At 43.7% G+C, this 20,049-nt stretch carries 19 protein-coding genes, 1 tRNA gene and 1 riboswitch; of the genes, 3 read left to right on the forward strand and 17 right to left on the reverse strand.

Features of this window, described 5'->3' with window-relative positions:
- Positions 1-34: 34 nt before the first annotated feature.
- Both QNM18_RS18810 and orn read right to left on the reverse strand, forming a co-directional pair.
- Positions 35-110, reverse strand: a tRNA-Gly gene (locus QNM18_RS18810).
- A 122-nt stretch (positions 111-232) separates the two neighbouring features.
- Complete coding sequence (gene orn, locus QNM18_RS18815; RefSeq protein ID WP_211012986.1) at positions 233-778, reverse strand: oligoribonuclease; 546 nt, start codon at positions 776-778, stop codon at positions 233-235.
- A gap of 174 nt (positions 779-952) precedes the next feature.
- Between orn and rsgA the strand changes: the two genes are divergently transcribed.
- Positions 953-2,005, forward strand: a complete 1,053-nt coding sequence (rsgA, locus tag QNM18_RS18820; RefSeq protein ID WP_284138173.1) for a small ribosomal subunit biogenesis GTPase RsgA — start codon at positions 953-955, stop codon at positions 2,003-2,005.
- Between the two features lie 88 nt (positions 2,006-2,093).
- Positions 2,094-2,960, forward strand: coding sequence for an archaetidylserine decarboxylase (gene asd / locus QNM18_RS18825; RefSeq protein ID WP_211012985.1), 867 nt, complete (start codon positions 2,094-2,096; stop codon positions 2,958-2,960).
- Positions 2,961-3,023: 63 nt separating this feature from the next.
- Here asd and QNM18_RS18830 read toward each other — a convergent pair whose 3' ends face one another.
- From QNM18_RS18830 to QNM18_RS18865, 8 genes are all read right to left on the reverse strand, one after another.
- On the reverse strand, positions 3,024-3,776 hold the full coding sequence (locus QNM18_RS18830; RefSeq protein ID WP_023397745.1) for a HesA/MoeB/ThiF family protein: 753 nt from the start codon (positions 3,774-3,776) through the stop codon (positions 3,024-3,026).
- The gene (gene thiD, locus QNM18_RS18835; protein WP_284138118.1) at positions 3,773-5,293 is read right to left on the reverse strand and encodes a bifunctional hydroxymethylpyrimidine kinase/phosphomethylpyrimidine kinase; all 1,521 of its coding nucleotides are present in this window, start codon (positions 5,291-5,293) and stop codon (positions 3,773-3,775) included. The genes QNM18_RS18830 and thiD overlap by 4 nt, the downstream gene beginning before the upstream one ends.
- Before the next feature lie 17 nt (positions 5,294-5,310).
- Positions 5,311-6,108 (reverse strand): thiazole synthase, encoded by a 798-nt coding sequence (locus tag QNM18_RS18840; RefSeq protein ID WP_284138119.1) that lies wholly within the window; start codon positions 6,106-6,108, stop codon positions 5,311-5,313.
- A complete protein-coding gene (gene thiS / locus QNM18_RS18845) occupies positions 6,109-6,306 on the reverse strand; it encodes a sulfur carrier protein ThiS (RefSeq protein ID WP_211012982.1) in 198 nt (65 codons plus the stop codon).
- The gene (locus QNM18_RS18850) at positions 6,303-7,325 is read right to left on the reverse strand and encodes an FAD-dependent oxidoreductase (RefSeq protein ID WP_284138120.1); all 1,023 of its coding nucleotides are present in this window, start codon (positions 7,323-7,325) and stop codon (positions 6,303-6,305) included. The genes thiS and QNM18_RS18850 overlap by 4 nt, the downstream gene beginning before the upstream one ends.
- Positions 7,326-7,375: 50 nt before the next feature.
- Entirely contained in the window at positions 7,376-9,328 is a 1,953-nt protein-coding gene (gene thiC / locus QNM18_RS18855) for a phosphomethylpyrimidine synthase ThiC (RefSeq protein ID WP_247687540.1), read from the reverse strand.
- 180 nt (positions 9,329-9,508) lie between these two features.
- A riboswitch (TPP riboswitch) is annotated at positions 9,509-9,610 on the reverse strand.
- A gap of 32 nt (positions 9,611-9,642) precedes the next feature.
- Positions 9,643-10,050 (reverse strand): META domain-containing protein, encoded by a 408-nt coding sequence (locus tag QNM18_RS18860; protein WP_284138121.1) that lies wholly within the window; start codon positions 10,048-10,050, stop codon positions 9,643-9,645.
- A gap of 97 nt (positions 10,051-10,147) precedes the next feature.
- Complete coding sequence (locus QNM18_RS18865) at positions 10,148-10,537, reverse strand: acyl-CoA thioesterase (RefSeq protein WP_211012979.1); 390 nt, start codon at positions 10,535-10,537, stop codon at positions 10,148-10,150.
- 107 nt (positions 10,538-10,644) lie between these two features.
- On the opposite strand from QNM18_RS18865, the gene QNM18_RS18870 reads away from it, so the two are divergent.
- The gene (locus QNM18_RS18870) at positions 10,645-12,759 is read left to right on the forward strand and encodes a TonB-dependent receptor (RefSeq protein WP_284138122.1); all 2,115 of its coding nucleotides are present in this window, start codon (positions 10,645-10,647) and stop codon (positions 12,757-12,759) included.
- Positions 12,760-12,804: 45 nt separating this feature from the next.
- Here the strand turns inward: QNM18_RS18870 and speD are convergent, their stop codons facing one another.
- The 7 genes from speD to QNM18_RS18905 all read right to left on the reverse strand — a co-directional run bounded on the left by speD (position 12,805) and on the right by QNM18_RS18905 (position 20,031).
- On the reverse strand, positions 12,805-13,614 hold the full coding sequence (gene speD, locus QNM18_RS18875; protein ID WP_211012977.1) for an adenosylmethionine decarboxylase: 810 nt from the start codon (positions 13,612-13,614) through the stop codon (positions 12,805-12,807).
- Between the two features lie 92 nt (positions 13,615-13,706).
- Entirely contained in the window at positions 13,707-14,114 is a 408-nt protein-coding gene (locus QNM18_RS18880) for an OsmC family protein (RefSeq protein WP_211012976.1), read from the reverse strand.
- A gap of 70 nt (positions 14,115-14,184) precedes the next feature.
- Positions 14,185-14,523: a DUF3802 family protein gene (locus QNM18_RS18885; RefSeq protein WP_172642397.1), complete on the reverse strand. Its 339-nt coding sequence runs from the start codon at positions 14,521-14,523 to the stop codon at positions 14,185-14,187.
- 196 nt (positions 14,524-14,719) lie between these two features.
- On the reverse strand, positions 14,720-16,192 hold the full coding sequence (gene astD / locus QNM18_RS18890) for a succinylglutamate-semialdehyde dehydrogenase (protein WP_284138123.1): 1,473 nt from the start codon (positions 16,190-16,192) through the stop codon (positions 14,720-14,722).
- Positions 16,193-16,205: 13 nt separating this feature from the next.
- Positions 16,206-17,234 (reverse strand): arginine N-succinyltransferase, encoded by a 1,029-nt coding sequence (gene astA, locus QNM18_RS18895; protein WP_211012974.1) that lies wholly within the window; start codon positions 17,232-17,234, stop codon positions 16,206-16,208.
- An 86-nt stretch (positions 17,235-17,320) separates the two neighbouring features.
- On the reverse strand, positions 17,321-18,532 hold the full coding sequence (locus QNM18_RS18900; protein ID WP_211012973.1) for an aspartate aminotransferase family protein: 1,212 nt from the start codon (positions 18,530-18,532) through the stop codon (positions 17,321-17,323).
- Between the two features lie 323 nt (positions 18,533-18,855).
- On the reverse strand, positions 18,856-20,031 hold the full coding sequence (locus tag QNM18_RS18905) for an HDOD domain-containing protein (RefSeq protein ID WP_284138124.1): 1,176 nt from the start codon (positions 20,029-20,031) through the stop codon (positions 18,856-18,858).
- Positions 20,032-20,049 lie beyond the last annotated feature (18 nt).

The raw sequence follows: 20,049 nt of genomic DNA on the forward strand, positions 1-20,049 counted from the left end.
CACATTTGCTTATTATTTAATAAGACTTTTTTGTTGGAGCGGCACACGAGGTTCGAACTCGTGACCTCGACCTTGGCAAGGTCGCGCTCTACCAGCTGAGCTAGTGCCGCTTCATAGTTTGCTCAGATATTTTGAACAAAACCCGCTTAATCAACTCGCTCTTAGCCTTAAGAGCTTGTCGTTTCAAGCGGGGCAGGATTCTACAAGATACAAAATGCTTTGCAAGCTTTTTTTATAAATTGAAGAATTTTTCTTGATAAACCTTCAACTCCATAATGGAGTCTTTGATATCGTCCAACGCTAAATGCGAGCTTTTCTTTTTGATATCATTTAAAAGTTCTGGTCGCCAACGCCTTGCAAGCTCTTTAATTGTGCTCACGTCAAGGTTGCGATAATGGAAGTATGCTTCAAGTTCTGGCATATACTTGTGAAGGAAACGACGGTCTTGGCCAATAGAGTTGCCACACATTGGTGATTTGCCAGGTGGTACCCACTGCTTCAAGAAGTCGAGAGTTTGTGCTATCGCGTCTGCTTCGCTTAAAGTACTCGCTTTACAGCGGGCTGTTAACCCTGAGCGGCCATGTTGATTGGTACACCACTCATCCATATTATCAAGCAACTCATCACTTTGATGAATCGCGATCACTGGACCTTCAGCAAGCACATTTAAATCGCAATCTGTTATCACAGTTGCAATTTCGAGAATTTTATCTGTTTTAGGTTCTAGCCCTGTCATCTCTAGGTCGAGCCAGACCAAGTTTGATTCATGAAAAGACATACATTACCTTAACGGTACTTTCCTTTAGATCCAATGCAATTAGATATATCATATTAGCTTCATCACTCGACCAAAAGCTTTTTTTTACAAAGCGGGGCATTTTTATTGAGTTATAGCCTATGAATGGCTTATACACCAATCATTCGCAATAATTCGTCTCGTGAGTTTATAGATATGGCAAAACGTAAAAAACTCAGTCAAGGCCAATCCAGACGGATTAAGGCCAACCAACAAAAACGTTTGGCTAAGGCCAAACACAGTGAAACTGCTGAATTACATTGGCAGTCAGACAACCTCGGACCAACCGAGCCAGCGATTGTTGTAAGCCGTTTTGGCCAACATGCAGATGTTGAAGTCGAAGGAGGCGATGTGCTGCGTTGCAACATCCGTCGCACCGTCGGTAGCCTTGTATGCGGTGACAATGTTATTTTCCGCCGCGCAAAAGTAAGCGAGGGAGATTTAGCTGGCGTTATTGAAGCTGTTGAAGAAAGACGCTCTCAGCTCACCCGTCCAGATTTTTACGATGGCGTGAAGGTGGTCGCAGCCAATATTGACCAAATATTAATGGTTTCAGCGGTCGTGCCCGAATTTACACCTCAAATTATTGATAGGTATTTAGTTGCCTGTGAAGACATGGGTATTGAGCCCATATTACTGCTCAATAAAATTGATTTACTTGATCAAGAAGGCCTAGAGTATGTCGATGAGGTACTCGATATCTATCGTGATTTGGGCTATCGCGTGCTACTTGTTAGTAACAAGTCTGGTGAAGGTATTGATGAGCTGAAAGATTTATTAAAAGACAAGAATAATATTTTTGTCGGACAATCAGGTGTCGGTAAATCCACTCTGGTCAATACCGTTTTACCCGACGCTGATATACTCACGCAGGAAGTCTCCGAAAATAGTGGTCTTGGGCAACATACTACCACTGTGTCAAAGCTCCATCACCTGCCTACCGGCGGCAACCTCATTGATAGCCCAGGGATCAGAGAGTTTGGCTTATGGCATTTAGAAGTAGAACGCGTCACTTGGTGCTTTAAGGAATTTAGAGAATTTATCGGTGGATGTCGCTTCAGAGATTGCAAGCACTTAAATGATCCAGGCTGCTTGATCACTGAAGCCGTAGAGCAAGGTGCAATCAGTGAACTGCGTTTTGACAGCTACCACCGTATCTTAGAATCAATGGCTGATGGCCGCGCAGGTGCACGTGCACCCAGAGTTTGATATTATCCATCATCGGATTTAGATAGTTAAATTAAATAATGCCAAAGGCAGCGGGTACGCTCTTGGCAAGATACTTCAGGAAAATAATGTGAACTTGGATAAAATAAAAATTGCAATGCAATATGCTCTGCCTAAACACGCGGTGTCACGTTTAGTGGGGAAGCTTGCCGCAGCCCAAGCCGGCGCACTGACAACTCAATTGATCAAGCTGTTTATCAAACAGTATAAGATTGATATGAGTGAGGCATTGTACGAAGATCCTGCGCATTATAAGACCTTCAATGAGTTTTTTACTCGCCCTCTGAAGCCAGGGATCCGTCCATTGGCCACTGAAGATCATATCATCGCGCATCCTGTGGATGGGGCTATCAGCCAGTTAGGTGATGTAGTTGATGGCCAAATTATCCAAGCAAAGGGCCATGACTATAGTCTTCAAACCCTGCTAGGGGGCAATGAACAAGACGTCGCTCCGTTCCTTGGTGGCAAATTCGCGACCATCTATTTGGCGCCGAAAGACTACCACCGAATCCATATGCCAGTAGATGGCGTACTTAAAAAAATGATTTATGTGCCTGGAGATCTGTTCTCCGTAAATCCATTAACAGCACAAAATGTCCCGAACCTTTTTGCTAGAAATGAGCGGGTCGTAGCAATTTTTGATACTGAGATCGGTCCTCTGTCTATGGTGCTTGTTGGTGCGACCATCGTAGCGAGCATCGAAACAATCTGGGCTGGTACAGTAACTCCACCAGCGGGCAAAGACATCTTTAGTTGGGATTACCCGAGCGAAGGGCCTCAGGCAATTAAACTCAAAAAAGGCGACGAAATGGGACGCTTTAAACTAGGCTCAACGGTGATTTTATCTTGGGGTGCAGATAAAGCTGAGTTTTTGGCAGACCAGCAACCAGAGACAGTGACAAGAATGGGCACGCCATTTGCGACCATCAATCAATAACAAACGTAAAAGGCCCACTCTGGGCCTTTTCATGCATCTTAGCCTGCACTTTGCGTAAATTGATTAGTTACACACTTTACATGCAGGGTCTTTCGCTAAAGCAAACCGCCTTTGCATAAGTGTTAATGCATCAATGCTCACAAAAAAGCTCTCTCCTTTTTGCAAACCTAATATCGCGTTACACACAGCTTGTGCTTGCATTGAACCAACCATACCCAGCAACGGGCTCATCACCCCTGCATTTTGGCAGTTAAGACCTTCACGACTCTGCTCTGTTTCAGGAAATAAACATGCGTAACATGCACTCTGCTCACGGTAATCAAAAAAGCCAAACTGACCACTAGTAGCTTGCGCCGCCCCCGAGATCAACACCTTGCCATTATCAAAGCAATATTGATTGAGTAAATATCGTGTGGCGAAGTTGTCACTACAATCCACAACCCAATCAACCTCTTTTAATTGCGCTTCAATGTTATCTTTGGAGAGGCGAAGATTATATGGATTGAGTTGAATATCATTGTTCAAACTTGCCAACACTTTTTTAGCAGCAAGACTTTTGCCTTGACCCAAATGATTAACTTTATACAAGATTTGACGCTGCAGATTAGACAACTCGACCTTATCATCATCATAAAATGATAAAGTACCGATGCCGCTGGCCGCCAGATAAAATAAAACAGGACTACCTAACCCGCCGCAACCAATAACTGCTACATGAGCTGATTTGAGCTGTATTTGGCCTGCTTCTGTGACTTTATCTAACAAGATATGTCGACTGTACCTCAGCCGCTCTCTATCGGTTAATTCTTCACTCATGGCTCGCCTATAGCCTGCTTAAGATTGACAATCGCTTGCTCAGGTGACTTCGCTTCAGTAATTGCACGTACAACTGCAACACTGCCTACTCCTGTGTCTGCCACTTCACTGGCTCGCCCTAAATCGATCCCGCCAATAGCAACCGTCGGGTACTCCGATTTCATTAATGGTACGAAATGACGCAGCTTCTCTAACCCTTGAATTTGTCCCGTCATATCCTTGGTCGTAGTTGGATAGATAGCACCAAAGGCCAAATAACTTGGGCGATAGTTATGCGCACGCAACATTTCATAAAAACCATGCGTCGATAAGCCTAAACGTAATCCAGCTTGTTTAATGGCATTTAAATCCGCAACATTTAAGTCCTCTTGTCCCAAGTGCACGCCATACGCACCGTGTTTTATCGCAAGTTGCCAATGATCATTGATAAACACACGACCACCATAGGTGTTACCAAGCTCGATCGCTTTAGCAATATCCTGCTCAAGGGTTGGAGAGTCCGCATCTTTTATACGAAGCTGGACTGTTTTAACGTCATGCTTTAAACAAAGCTCAACCCAGTCAATGGTATCAACAACGGCATATAAACCTAAATCTCCCTCAATAGGGGCAAACCCGGCTGCATAGTTGTAATTATCTGGCACATAAAATTCAAGTTCATCACCTAACCAGCTCCCCGCTTCAATAACCTGTGGATAGTCAACGATGTTATGAGGAAATGCGGTATGTGCCACCGGCCCAATACCTTCTCCGTAGCGTACCGCAGATTTTAAACCCGCATTGATATACGCCTTGCCCAAAATAAAAGCATCCTTTAACGGATATCCTTTTGCTAAACTTGCAGCGATCACAGATGACAAACTACACCCAGTACCATGTGTATGTGGCGTGTTTATTGATTCATTCCCCAACCAATACTCTTCATCTTGATGCCAGCAATAGTCAATACAATATCCCTTTGGATAATCCCAGTGCCCACCTTTAATCACCACAGATTGAACACCGAATGCACGCAACTTTTCAGCCGCTTCTCGCACCGCATCAGGTCCGATCAAATACACACCTGTCAACAACTGGGTTTCATGCGTGTTTGGCGTTATCACATCTACTAAGGGAAGTAAGTGGGTTTTAAGTGCATCGACGGTATCTTCTTCAGTCAAAGCATCGCCACTTGTCGCAATCGCCACAGGATCATATACCACAGTAGGTGGTGTCTCCCAACTTTGCTTGTAGCGTGATATATGTTCAGCAATAAGCTGAATTTGCTGTACATTAGCAAGCATACCAATCTTTATGACTGACGCTTTCATATCGGATTCAAGCGCCAATAATTGCGCTTCGATCACGTCAGTAGATACCGCGTTGAGAGATTCTACACCCAAACTATTTTGCGCAGTCAGTGCAGTTATCGCAGTGCAACCTTGCACTCCAAAACTGTGCATTGCTTTTAAATCAGCTTGAATACCTGCCCCACCTCCCGAGTCAGAACCTGCGATACTCCAAACAACTTTCGACACTTTAACTCCTAAATTCTTTAATTTTGATGCCAAAAAGGCATTCCCATTGTTGGGGTTGAAGGCGCTGCGACCTCTTTTTCCGGCATCGCTTTTGCTACATAGCCCATTCGACCAGCTTCAACTGCGTGGGAAAATGCTTTTGCCATTCTAACCGGATCACCGGCCCCCGCAACAGCACTGTTTAGTAGCACGGCATCATAGCCAAGCTCCAAAGCTGCACAGGCGTGTGAAGGCACACCTAAGCCCGCGTCGACAATCAGGGTGAGATCTGGTAAACGTTCTCGTATGGTTTTCAGGTTATATGTGTTAATTAAGCCTTTCCCCGTGCCAATCGGCGCTCCCCAAGGCATCAGTACTTCACAGCCGAGATCCGCAAGCCTCTGACACAACACCAAGTCATCAGTACAATAAGGAAGTACTTTAAACCCCTCTTTTAGGAGTATTTCGGTAGCCTCAAGTAAACCAAATGGATCAGGCTGTAAATTGTATTCATCACCGATTAATTCCAACTTAATCCAATCGGTTTTAAATACTTCTCGGCACATCTGTGCCAGTGTTATTACTTCCTTTACACTGTGGCAGCCTGCGGTATTGGGCAATACTTTTAGGCCTGTTTCCTTGATCAGCTGCCAAAAGTCTTCTCCCGCAGATACTGAGTTTTGCCTGCGCAGTGAGACTGTCACTATGTCCGCACCAGAACTTTGTATTGCCTGTTGCATAATTTGTGGTGACGGATACAAAGCTGACCCAATGAGCAGGCGACTATCAAAATGTTCACCGTATATATTCAATTGATCGTACGCTGAATTGCTCACTTAGCCTCCCTGAATAGGTGAAAGCACTTCAATACTGTCACCACTGTTGGGCTTAGTATCAGATAGTTGTCCGGCTGGTACAAATTGGCCGTTTAACGCAACAGCAAAAGGCGGTTGCGCCCCTTTACTGACAATAATTTGCTGCAAAGACTGTTCGCTATCTACGCAAATAGCCTCTCCGTTATAAGTTAGATTCATAATAGCCCCTTTGAAAGTGCTTGCTGTACAACAACTGGCGCAAGTAAATAGCCGTGTCGATATAATCCATTAATTGAAATTACATTATCTTGAATATCAATATGTGGATGATTATCTACAAAAGCTGGTCTCAAACCTGCGTTAAGTGACATCACACGCCCCTCGGCAAAACCACTGTGCACCGTATATGCTGCCGACAATAACTCTAGTGTAGAGCGCACCGTAATATCAGCCGCATCTTGCGACTCTATTTCGGTTGCACCTATCACAAATTGATGATCTGGCTTGGGCGCGATATAGATAGGGTATCTTGGGTGCATCAATCGAACAGGGCGCTGTAACTTAACTTCAGGCGCATAGATCCGCGCTACCTCACCGCGTACACCCCGCAGCTCAGGTTTATCCTGCTTAGCGCCAAAACCTCGGCAATCTATAATCCAGTCAAATGCTTGATTGTTTACCTTACCCGCTTCAATTTTTGCCTCATGAGCAAAGTGAAACTGCACGCCACGAGCGACAAGCGTATCATAACTGCTGGTAAAAAAAGCATGGTTATCGAGTTGACCTTCACATGGCAAGAACAGACCCTGACTAAACTTGTTGCCAAGTTCAGGTTCAAGCTTAGCAATCTCTATCTGATTAACGCTCTCTGCCCGGTGTTGCTTTAATGGCTTTAAGCGCTGTTGAAAGCTCTGCAGATCGCCTCTATCTTGCTGATGGGCAACAATCAAACTGCCTTGTTGTTGAAAAAATACTTGAGAGTCTAATTTGGCCAGCAAGTTTGGCCACATGGCGATGCTCTTTAAGCCTTGCTCTGCTAGGGCTTGATCGCAAATCACCGATTCAGCCAAAGGTGCCAACATCGCTGCCGCTAATGTACCCGCGCCAGTTTGGGCGTCTTGAGGATCTTTTTCAAAAATTGTTAGCTGATATTGCGCCATTAACTCCAACGCAACCACTCTGCCAACTAAGCCAAACCCTACGATAGCAACGGACGGTTTTGCTCCGTACTCTGTCATGAGAATTCCAGTTGTTTTGCGCTGCAATAAAAGATTGCAGCGCGATAAGGTTAAATGGCTTTGTGATAGATTTCAGAACCTGAGCTCTTGAACTCTTCTGACTTTGCTTTCATTTCAGCTTCTACATCAACCATTTTTATTTCAATTGCATCGCCAACATTGTTTGGATCAATGCCGCGTGCTTCAAGATCTTTTGCGTAATCTCGCACATCTTGGGTGATCTTCATTGAGCAGAACTTAGGCCCACACATTGAGCAGAAATGTGCAACCTTGCCTGACTCTTGCGGCAACGTCTCATCGTGATACGACAGAGCTCGTTCCGGATCAAGGCTCAGATTGAACTGATCGTGCCAACGGAATTCAAAACGCGCTTTTGATAATGCATTATCACGGATCTGTGCACCGCGGTGACCTTTTGCAAGATCGGCTGCATGTGCAGCAATTTTATAGGTGATCAGGCCTTCTTTTACGTCTTCTTTATTTGGTAAACCTAAATGCTCTTTTGGTGTTACATAGCATAGCATTGCCGTGCCGTACCAAGCGATCTGCGCAGCACCAATACCTGATGTAAAGTGGTCATAACCAGGGGCAATATCAGTCGTCAGCGGGCCAAGCGTATAGAAAGGCGCTTCGTGACAGTGTTTTAATTGCTCATCCATATTTTCTTTAATCATATGCATAGGAACGTGACCCGGGCCTTCAATGAATACCTGAACATCGTGCTCCCATGCAATCTTTGTCAGTTCACCCAAGGTGCGCAGCTCTGACAATTGCGCATCATCATTTGCATCGGCAATCGATCCTGGACGTAAACCATCACCTAACGAGAAGCACACGTCATACTGCTTCATGATTTCACAGATGTCTTCAAAGTGCGTATATAGGAAGTTTTCTTTGTGATGTGCAAGACACCACTTAGCCATAATTGAGCCACCACGCGATACAATACCCGTAACACGTTTCGCAGTCATTGGCACATAGCGTAGTAACACACCAGCGTGAATAGTAAAGTAATCCACCCCCTGCTCGGCTTGCTCAATTAAAGTATCACGGAAAATTTCCCACGTAAGGTCTTCTGCAACACCATTAACTTTTTCCAGCGCCTGGTAAATAGGTACAGTACCAATTGGTACTGGTGAGTTACGTACCACCCATTCACGCGTTTCATGGATATAGCGACCTGTAGATAGATCCATTACAGTGTCCGCGCCCCAGCGAGTTGACCAAACTAGTTTTTCCACTTCCTCTTCAATTGAAGAAGTAACCGACGAATTACCAATGTTAGCGTTCACTTTAACTAAAAAGTTACGGCCCACAATCATTGGCTCAGACTCAGGGTGATTAATATTATTTGGAATAATCGCGCGGCCTCGGGCAACTTCCGAACGCACAAATTCAGGTGTTATAAAGTCAGGGATCTCTGCTCCAAATGATTGCCCCTCATGCTGCTCCGCAAGCAGCTCTTCACGGATCTTTGCACGACCCATATTTTCACGGATTGCAACAAACTCCATTTCCGGCGTAATGATGCCCTGACGTGCATAGTGCATTTGTGTCACATTTTTACCTGGCTTTGCACGGCGAATTTTAGGTAGGTTTTCAAAACGGATATGATCTAGCCCTTCATCAGCCATACGCTGCTGAGAGAACTTTGAGGTTACCGAGTTCAATAATTCAGTATCGTCACGATTAACGATCCAGTCTTCTCTATACTTAGGTAAGCCTTCGCGCACATTCAAAGTGAATTCAGGGTCTGTGTATGGACCAGATGTATCATATACCCTGACCGGTTCATTTTTCTCAAAGATCGGTTCTTCTTCTGTGCCCCCAACAAAAGAGTCATTCAATGAGATTTCTCTCATGCCGACACGAACACCTTCTTGCTCTCCATCTACATAGATTTTTTTTGAGTTTGGAAAAGGTTGACCCTTGAGGTTATAAATAAATTCCGAAGCCGCTTCGCGAGACTCGCGACGTGACAACTTGCTACTGTTATTTGACATGACATGCCTCATTGTTAGTTAAGGTGTCTTGTCAGAATTCCAAAACGGAAGAGATTGGGTCCACACAAGCTAATAAGATACATAAAGCAGCTCTATAACTTGGGTGATACAGGTGGATAGTTTTATTAGCACGACGCTAACAAACTTGGCAGCCTTAGTATCCATACATAACATGGCGATACACTAGGACAGCTTGTTCCCTACGCAGGTATTAACCTGATCAGGTCCACGGATCCCGCAATACAGCGATCTCAGCCCACAAGGGCACTCCGACAAGTAACGAATTGAGTCAAAGTCTACTGAATGTCACAGCATTAGTCAAAGTGACCTTTTACCAATTTAAAGTGCCATTTCGAGTCGCCCAGCAAAACTAGCTCATTTTGACTATGTTGAAGCGGCACACCGATTTGCAGCATGTTTAAAAATGCTTGCTCGTGTTCGTTTGTCGCCGGATCACATAGTTTTCTTGTCATGCCTATATCACTGACAAACAGTTGTCCCTCTTTGACCTCCCCTTGGCCAAAGAAACGGTTACAGCCAGCAAAGCCATTTACCCGAAACGCATCTAAAAACTCAATGCGAATAGGTTCATGTTTGGCCCCTGTATCTTTCGGTACAAATTGCCAGCTAGAATATTTGAGTGTGTCTGCGTTTACCGTCCCTGTACTTGAGCATCCCATCAACATCACACTCAAAAAGCATAATAAAAAGGAAATTTTCATGGTAAACCAATCGTTTGATAATCAGTGTTAATTATAACGCTTGGAGTCACATAATAGGCAGTAAAAATATGTAATAAATTGCCTATCTAGCCAAATTTTAAGAAAATAATAGGTCAATTTCCGGAGGTAGGAACGGACGACCTCGCTCATTCACCGATGTACCCGTTATAACCGCATCTAGCATCAGCTTTTCATCGCTGCTTCTTACTACTTTTTGATGAAATGCAAATTTTAATTTACTGACCTTTTCGACCTCTACTTCAACATAAAATGTGTCACCCGGTCGCAGTGAACCTTTGTAATTCATTTCTGAGCGGATCACGACTAAGTTGACTTTTTGTTCAGCCAAAGCGGCAAAGTCTATGTTTTTGTATGCCAAGAACTCATGGCGCGCATGTTCCAAATAATTAAAATACACACTGTTATTCACGATCCCCTGCAAATCGCACTCATAATCTCTTACTTTAAAGTCAACTTTAAACGTCATATTTCGTCCTCTATATTGATTGCAAAAGTTTATATCACAAATATTCAGTCATCTGGTCGGGCTTTTGCTAAACTAGTGCGCAACTAACACGGGACACATATAAACGAATGAAATTAAAACTCTCTTTACTCACCCTCGGACTGATGGTGGCATTTTCAAGCTCTGCCGACGAGCAAACCTCAGCAACAGCAAATAACATTGAAACCATCGAAGTTAGTGGCGATTTTCAGCAAGAATCACTTCAAACATTAAGTGCCAGTGCATCAGTCTTTGGAGAAGCAGAAATTACCACACGTGGCGCCAGTTATTTAGATGAAATCCTCAATAGTGCCGCTAATGTTAATTTTACGGCTGGCGCTTCTCGTGGACGCTTCGTGCAGATCCGTGGTGTGGGTCTTCGCTCCCAGTTTGTAGATCCCATTACGCCTAGTGTGGGCGTTTTAATCGACAACATTAACTATTCAGGATTAGGCGGCAGTGCATTGCTGTTTGATGCCGACCAAGTAGCTATTTATCGCGGTCCTCAAGGGACTAAATTTGGTGCCGATGCCATGGGTGGGATCATCGATATTCACTCAAATAACCCAACCGATACACCGAGTCTCAATCTAAAATTGGGGGCTGCCAACTATGGAACTCACGAAGCAGGCGTTGCCGTTGGCACAGGCTTATCAGAGAATATCACCGCACGCGCCAGCCTTTACCAAAAACAATCCGATGGTTTTGTCGATAACATCTATCTCAACGACGATACACAAGATCTGGATGAAAGTGTCGCACGCTTTAAATTGAATTATGCAGCCAGCGACGATTTAAACCTCGGGTTTGTATATCACCACATTGATATTGATAACGGCTATGATGGCTTTACTTTGGACAATACTCGCCAAAGCGTTGCTAGCCAGCCAGGTAAAGACACTCAACAAAGTGACGCGTTCTCACTGACAGCCGATTACACCGGCTTATCGTCCGTCGATATTGAAATACTCACCAGTGGCCTGCAAGCTGATACCGAATATAGCTATGACGAAGACTGGGTTTGTGCCGATACAACGCAGCCAACTTTATGCGAAGCAGGCTTGCACCCTGATCACATTGAGTACTACGGTCAATACTTTGATGCCTATGTGCGCGATCATGAAAGAGGCTCTGCTGAGATCAGAGTTAAAAGTAAAGATAAGTCTTGGGTTATTGGTGTTGTCAGCCGCAGACATGATGTCGATTTAGATCGCCAAAGAAGCAAATTTGGAAATATGCCAACACAATTCAAATCGACCTTTGAAACCCAAAACCACGCTATATTTGCGCACAAAGTAACGGCCCTACAAGAGGATGTCAGGTTAGTTACTGGGCTTCGAGTAGAGTCTTATTCTAGCGATTACTTAGATAGCAATGCATTTGATCTTGAGTCGGATGACACCATGGTCGGTGGTAAAGTGGCACTTGAATACCAAGTTGTTCCGCAAACAATGATCTATACGAGTTTAAACCGCGGTTATAAAGTGGGTGGCGTAAACGGCGAAGCACTCGCGAAGGCCAAAGATGATGGCATCTCGATCCCTCAATCAGGCTTTACATTCGATCCAGAGTATCTCTGGAATCTCGAGTTTGGTGTTAAAGGCCAATCTAAAGACAAACGTCATACATTACACCTCACTGCATTTTATATGCACAGAGAAGATATGCAGCTTAAGCAGTGGCAATTAGAAGGTGTACAGTTTGCTGGCTTTATTAGCAATGCGGGCAAAGGTAAAAATTATGGCCTTGAAATCGAAGGTGCGAGTCAATTATCTGATGCTCTATCTTTACAATACAGCTTAGGCTACTTAGACACTAAGATTGAAGACTTTATCACTGTCAGTGGTGACGACTTTGATGGCCGAGAACAAGCGCAATCACCAAAATATCAGTTTGCTTTCTCATTAACCTATGATTTGAGTGACAACATCAGTGCTCAATTAGGCTTTGAAGGCAAAGATGACTACTTCTTCTCTGATAGTCATAATTCGCAGGCGCCCAATCAAAACCTGATCAACGCCAGTGTTTCCTATTATAGCGATAGCTGGAGCCTAACAGCATGGGGCAGAAATTTAGCAGATAGAGATGTACCTGTACGTGGCTTCCAATTTGGTAATGATCCGAGAAATGGCTGGGCAACAGATACTTATGTACAGTATGCAGAGCCTCGTGTATATGGCTTAACGTTTAACTATACACTTTAATAAAAAACGGCGCTTAAAGCGCCGTTTTTACTGTTATTTTTGACTTTATTCTGGATCAGGTAAATTTCTACCGTAAAAGACTTCTTGAATTTCACGATTTAATTTATTGCGGATCTCTTCTTCTTCCTCATCAGTGAGCTCATCTGTTGTAATACCGAATAGATAGGTATTCAAATCAGTTTCTTTAAGCATCATCTTAGTGTGGAATAAGTTCTCTTGATACACATTAACATCCACCATTTGGTAAGCGTCTTTTGTATCTTCAGTCATAAAATTCTGAATTGAGTGAATTGGGTGATCAATATAGTGTTTTACACCGTTCACATCTCTCGTAAAACCGCGCACTCGATAGTCGATCGTCACAACATCAGATTCCAATGAGTGGATCAAAAAATTCAGTGCTTTCAAAGGTGAAATGATACCACATGTCGATACCTCAATATCGGCACGGAATGTACAAATGCCATCGTGAGGGTGTGCTTCAGGATATGTATGAACACATATGTGGCTTTTGTCTAAGTGTGCAACCACTGAATCTGGCAAAGGCCCTGGTGTTTCTTGTGAATGGGGTACCGTACCTTCTACAGGCTCTTCTGATACTAAAATCGTTACACTGGCCCCTTGCGGGTCATAGTCCTGGCGAGCGATATTAAGTACATTGGCACCTATGATATCAACCACTTCTTTAAGAATATCTGTTAGGCGATCAGCACTGTACTGCTCATCGATATATTCGATATACTCTTTTCGCTGTTGCTCAGTCTTGGCGTAGCAAATATCGTAGATACTAAAGCTTAAACTCTTTGTTAAGTTGTTAAAGCCATGGAGTTTAATTTTATTAAAGGGCTTGTTCACGATAGACCCACCTTAAAACAAGAAAATCTGCACTGCAGAACTAAAAGTTCGCGGATTTTATACGAAAAATAGCAGCTTAAAAAGCGTTATTTTTATCCGCCTTGTACTACCTCGTGGGTATGTGTAATTTCAACTGCTTTTTCAAGCATTAAGGCAACTGAACAGTACTTTTCAGCAGATAAATTTACTGCGCGAGCTAGGTGCTTTTCCGACACGTTATCACCAGTAACTACAAAGTGTAGATTGATTTTTGTGAATACTCTAGGCGCTGAGTCAGCGCGCTGTGCTGTTAGTTGTACTTCGACGCTCTGTACGCTTTGTTTTGCTTTTTTTAGAATACTCACCACATCCACAGAAGCGCAGCTACCAGCTGACATTAGAACCATTTCCATGGGACTGGGTGCCGCACTATCCGCACCAGCATCAAATACCACATTATGCCCTGAGTTAGACAGCCCTAAAAACGTATCACCTCCAACCCACTTCACACTTGCTTTCATATAGCACCTCCCTAAACGAATAACACCGCCCAGCAGGCGGTGTTTAAAAATACAATAAATTAGATTAAGACTACTGGATGGCTGAATCAAATAAGTTCTTCACCAGCCCAGCAAACTCTTCGATAAACTCTTGCTGTTCTTCTGTAACACGTTGATCTACTACGCTCGACAGCACTTCCTGTAAGTCGTATACAATGCCATCAACCTCGCGCACAATCAAGCTACGCTGTTCCGTTGATAAGCCAGTGTGTTGTTCGCATAAACGAATTACATGTTCCGCAATTACGTCTTCTATTAATTCGACGACCTTAGGTGCATTTGGCTTTACCACACCCGGCTTTTCAAACAAGGCTAAATTTTGTGTCAGATACATGACTAACTCATCATATCCTTGTTTATCTAAAACCATATATTGCCCACCTGAGTTTACCAATGACATCTCCTATTGATTTAAGCAGAAACTTGATCTGATTGCTACTTTTGAGCGGCCCAGAAAAATAAAAAAAGCAGCAAATGCTGCTTTTTTAAGAATAAAGCGTGAGGCCAACCTCACACATCACAACGTTGCACAAAACAACATTGTGAATTACCTAATGAAGGTAATTTTAATCTAACGATAGGCCCGGACTCAAGCTTCCTGGTAATGTAACTTTTTCAAGTTCTACAGAAGCAACCGGATATGCGCAATAATCTGCTGCATAGTATGCACTTGCCCTATGGTTACCTGAAGCACCAATACCGCCAAATGGAGCTGCGCTCGAAGCACCAGTGATTGGACGGTTCCAGTTTACAATACCCGCACGAATACGACGCAAGAAGTGATCATAATCAGCTTCATTGTCACTCAATAGACCCGCAGATAAACCAAAACTCGTATCATTTGCAAGTTCAATAGCTGCATCGAAGTCTGTATAACGGAATACCTTAAGTAGAGGACCAAAGTGCTCATCATCAGGGAAGTCTGTTACATTTGTACACTCGATAATACCTGGCGTTACAAAACCTGTGCCTTGAGTTTGTTTAAGCTCCAGTAAGATCTCGCCGCCTAGTTCAACTAGCTGTTGCTGTGCAGCAACCATGCCCGCAGCAGCTGCTGCAGAGATCATTGACCCCATAAACGGCTGATCAGCGTCATCAAAGTTACCGATCTTGATGGCTTTAGTTGCGCGTAATAGCTGCTCTAAAATCGCATCGCCTTGCTCACCTTGTGGTAAGAATAATTTGCGTGCACAAGTACAACGCTGGCCGCTAGAAATAAATGCAGATTGGATAATGTCGTGCACAACCGCTTTGGTATCGGTTACATCTTTCACGATAAGTGGGTTATTACCACCCATTTCAAGTGCTAAGATTTTACCTGGCTGACCGGCAAACTGCTCGTGAAGGAAATGACCAGTGCGAGATGAACCAGTAAAGAATAACCCATCAATGCCTTTGTGTGACGCAAGAGCTTTACCTGTCTCTACTTCACCTTGCACTAGATTAATAACACCAGCAGGTAGACCCGCTTTTTCCCATAATTTTAGCGTTAACTCTGCTACATATGGCGTCATTTCAGACGGTTTAAATACTACCGTGTTACCAGCTAATAGTGCAGGTACAATATGACCATTCGGTAAGTGACCTGGGAAGTTGTAAGGGCCAAAAACAGCCACAACACCATGTGCCTTGTGGCGGATCACTGCACGACCTACTGGCATCGCATTTTCGACAACACCAGTACGCTCGTGATACGCCTTTTCTGAAATGGCAATTTTACCTACCATTGCACCTGCTTCTGTACGCGTTTCCCAAAGTGGCTTACCCGTTTCTTTTGCGATCGCAATAGCAAGCTCTTCACTGTTTTCTTTCAGAACCTCGGCAAAACGTTTCACTACATCTAAACGCGCTTCAAAAGTTAGGTCACTCCAAAGGTAATATGCTTCGCGTGCCGCTTTTACTGCGCCATCAACTTGCTCCGCTGTCGCGGCGTTTGCTGACCAAATTTGTTCGTTGTTTGCCGGGTTGATAGATGCAAATTCCGCACCTTCGCCCGCTGACCATTTACCATTGATAAATTGTGCTGCATGAGTTGTCATAATTCTATCCCAATTAAAGAGTTGCGATGCTAACAGTGTCGCCTTCAGTTACCTGAAGCGCATTTGCCAATTCTGCCGAGATGGTGATTTCGTCACCGCTCTGTGGCACTTCAAGCTCAACTGCCGTAGCACGATAGCCTGCAAGTTTATCATTAGCAATAAGTACTGGGGAACCATTTGTGTGCTCTGTTCCTGCTTTGGAAATACACACTTTGAAAAATTGTGTTGCACGAATAGTACGAATATTGTCAACTTTCGCTTCAACTGTAGGACCCGCATCGAAAATATCGACATAGCCATTGAAAGTAAAACCTTCGCCTTTCAAAAGCTCAATCGCAGGACGTGTATTGTCGTGCACCTCACCAACAACGGCTTGCGCTTCTTCACTCAGTAGATTGACGTAGATTGGATACTTTGGCATCAACTCTGCGATAAATACTTTCTGGCCAATACCAGTTAGATAATCTGCGGTTGGAAAATCCATCGAAAAGAAGTGCTCTTCTAACCACTTCCAAAATGGGCTACTGCCATTCTCGTCCGAAACACCACGCATTTCCGCAATGACCGTTTCAGCAAATCGTGATTTATGCTGATTAATAAACATAAAACGAGACTTGGACAAAAGCTTACCATTTAAGCCTTTGCGGTACTTATCTTTCAAAAACAGAGTACATAACTCTGTCGCACCGGTATAGTCATTACACAGCGTTAGAATATCCACTGCTTTATAAACATTTAAAGTGCGAGAAGAATGGATAACTTTACTCAAATGATAGTGGTAAAACGCGTCGTCCAGCCCCACAGCCGCTTCAATAGCACTGGTGCCTACAACCTCTCCCGTCTCTGAATCTTCAAGCACGAACAGATACCCTTCATCAAATGGCACATCTGTTTCTTTACTGAAAGACGTCATTGAACGATCAATCTTGTTTTGTAACAACTCTTCATTTAGAGGTAATGAAGTAAAACCATGCCCCGACTCTTGGGCAATGTTCAAAAGCGCTGGATAATCGCTTTTTTGGATTGGGCGAAGGATCATCATGAGCCCGCTTACTCCTCAGTAAACCTTTAGACAGGTGGCGCTCAACAGAACGCCACGTTGGTTATCGCTATGGTTTGCGCGACAACTTAAGCGTTGTTCTCTACAACGCGAGCAACCGCTCTTTCGAAGCGAGCCATACCTTCACGGATATCTGCTTCTGGCACCACTAGAGATGGTGTAAAACGAACCACGTTTGCGCCGGCAACCAGTGACATAACGCCTTCTTTCACACCCTCAGTTAAGAACTCTTTTGCTTTACCTGCATACTTCTCTGTCACCACACCACCAATCAATAGACCTTTACCACGGATCTCAGAGAACACTTGGTACTTATCATTGATAGCTGTCAACAGCTCTCGGAATAACGCTTCTTTTTCTTTCACGCCATTCAATACTTCAGGTGTATTAACTGTGTCAAATGCAGCTTCAGCCACAGCACACGCCAGCGGGTTACCGCCATAAGTTGAGCCGTGAGTACCAATCTTAAGGTGCTGTGCGATTTCAGTCGTTGTGATCATGCCACCAATCGGGAAACCACCACCTAGAGCTTTTGCAGTTGTTAGGATATCAGGTGTTACATCAAGACCTTGGTACGCATAAAGCTCACCTGTACGGCCAACACCAGTTTGTACTTCGTCAAAAATCAGCAGCGCATTGTGCTTATCACAAAGCGCACGTACACCTTTCACAAACTCAGCTTCAGGAGACACGATACCACCTTCACCCTGCAAAGGTTCCATCATCACAGCACATGTGTTGTCAGAGATAAGTGCTTCAAACGCAGCTAGGTCGTTGTAGTCACAGTGTACGATATCGCCAGGTTTTGGACCAAAGCCATCTGAATACGCCGCTTGACCACCCACAGTTACAGTGAAGAAAGTACGACCGTGAAAACCTTTATTGAAGGCAATAATTTGAGACTTTTCCGCGTTGAATTTATCAAGCGCCCAACGACGAGCTAGTTTCAGTGCCGCTTCATTCGCTTCAGCACCTGAATTCGCAAAGTAAACTTTGTCAGCAAATGTCGCATCAGTTAGCTTCTTTGCTAGTCGTAGTGCAGGCTCATTGGTCATGACATTGGATAAGTGCCAGATTTTTTCGCCTTGCTCTTTAAGTGCAGAGACAAGTGCAGGGTGACAGTGACCCAAACAGTTTACAGCGATACCACCTGCAAAATCGATGTATTCACGACCTTCTTGGTCCCATACGCGAGAACCTTCACCTTTCACAGGGATAACAGCAGAAGGTGAATAGTTAGGTACCATTACTTGATCGAATAATTCACGATTAATAGTCATTTTAATTCCTCATTTTAGCGAGTTCAGCACTGAAATTTGAGTGGCCGGCATTACACGAAATCACCTTAAGCAATACTGTAAAAGATCCGAATTTACCCAAATTGGCGCAAATTTCATACGCACATTATTCCAAAAAAATACCGGTATGTCTCATATAAAACATTCCTGTAAGCCTTGATATTCAAGGCTTTAGTATATTTTTTCATGAACAGTGAATAACTATTAGCGACATGATTGGATACGCGCCCATCATACAAGGATTTTAGTCGATCCTTTACGATGGGGCGAATGAATGAATAAGCGTGAAAAAATTTCCAGTTTTTTTACAAAATTGTCAGCTGAAGGCTCTGTAAAGACGTTTTTTCCAACAATTTTTCTTCTTGATCAGTTAAATTGAGATAGATGAACCAATCTTTTGCTTCATCTGGTTCAATTAAATGACTGTCTTTTAAAAGTTGGTATTGCGCATACCCATACGCTTTTTTCAATACCTGCGTTAAAGGTAACAATTCATCTATATTATTATTCACGTCCGGCAAATAACTTTGCGCGAACTCTGACATCGCAGCATTAAAAGGCAGGTACTTAAACGACATTTGCTCGATCAGTCGCTGAGATACAATCGCCGCATGCTCTAACAGTAAATTTCTCAAAAATAGTGGATCAGGCCCTAGCTCTAGTAGTGCTGTATGCAAATCTTTTTGATTTTTATCTCTGGCAATCTTTACCTTTGCTTGCCAAACACGTTCAAACGTCCGCAGGTAGAGTCGTGTCAATGCAATTTTGCCCAGATCGAGTAACATCCCTAAAGTAAAAGCATGCTGTTCTTTGACATCATAGAGTGGGGCAAGCGCTTTGGCTGCAATTGCGCTGGCCATGCTCACATCTCTAAGCTTTCTTTTTAATAATGGAAAGGGCTCTGTTGAATGTGGCATCCAGTGACGCACCGCAAACGTTGGGATCACCATTTGCAAGTTTTCCAGACCCAAATAGCGTAAGGCCAGTGCAGGTGTATCGACTTTAACCGACGTGCCTTTGCTGTTTACTTTACGATATTGGGGTAAATTCACCAGAGACACTAAGTCTCTTCCGAGCCATGATAAATCATTGACCAGAGGTTCCAAACGGCCAACTGATGCAGATTTAACAGCAAGAATATCCAATACAGTTGGAACCGCGTCTTGTACGCCGACCACATCGGTATAGATAGAATCTAAATCGCTTAACTGGGTCTCTATTCCACTTTCAATAATTTGGTGTAAATGATTGCTCGCTTTTGCGATGTACTTGTGATGACTGGTGCTTTTTTCTTGACGTTTTGCCGCAGCCGCAAGCTCTACTTCAAGCATCGTGCGCTGTGGGATAGACTCACCAAAGTTCATGTCAAATGTATGAATATAACCTATCTGCTGTTGAGCAAAGTTATGGCTAATTAGAACGTCATGTGCACGCTGAGCGATTGCTTTAGCAATGTGTGACTGCCTAATGTCTTGTGTCATCAATTATAGTCTTTTTCG

The sequence above is a fragment of the Pseudoalteromonas obscura genome (assembly GCF_030135505.1).
Classification (GTDB): domain Bacteria; phylum Pseudomonadota; class Gammaproteobacteria; order Enterobacterales; family Alteromonadaceae; genus Pseudoalteromonas; species Pseudoalteromonas obscura.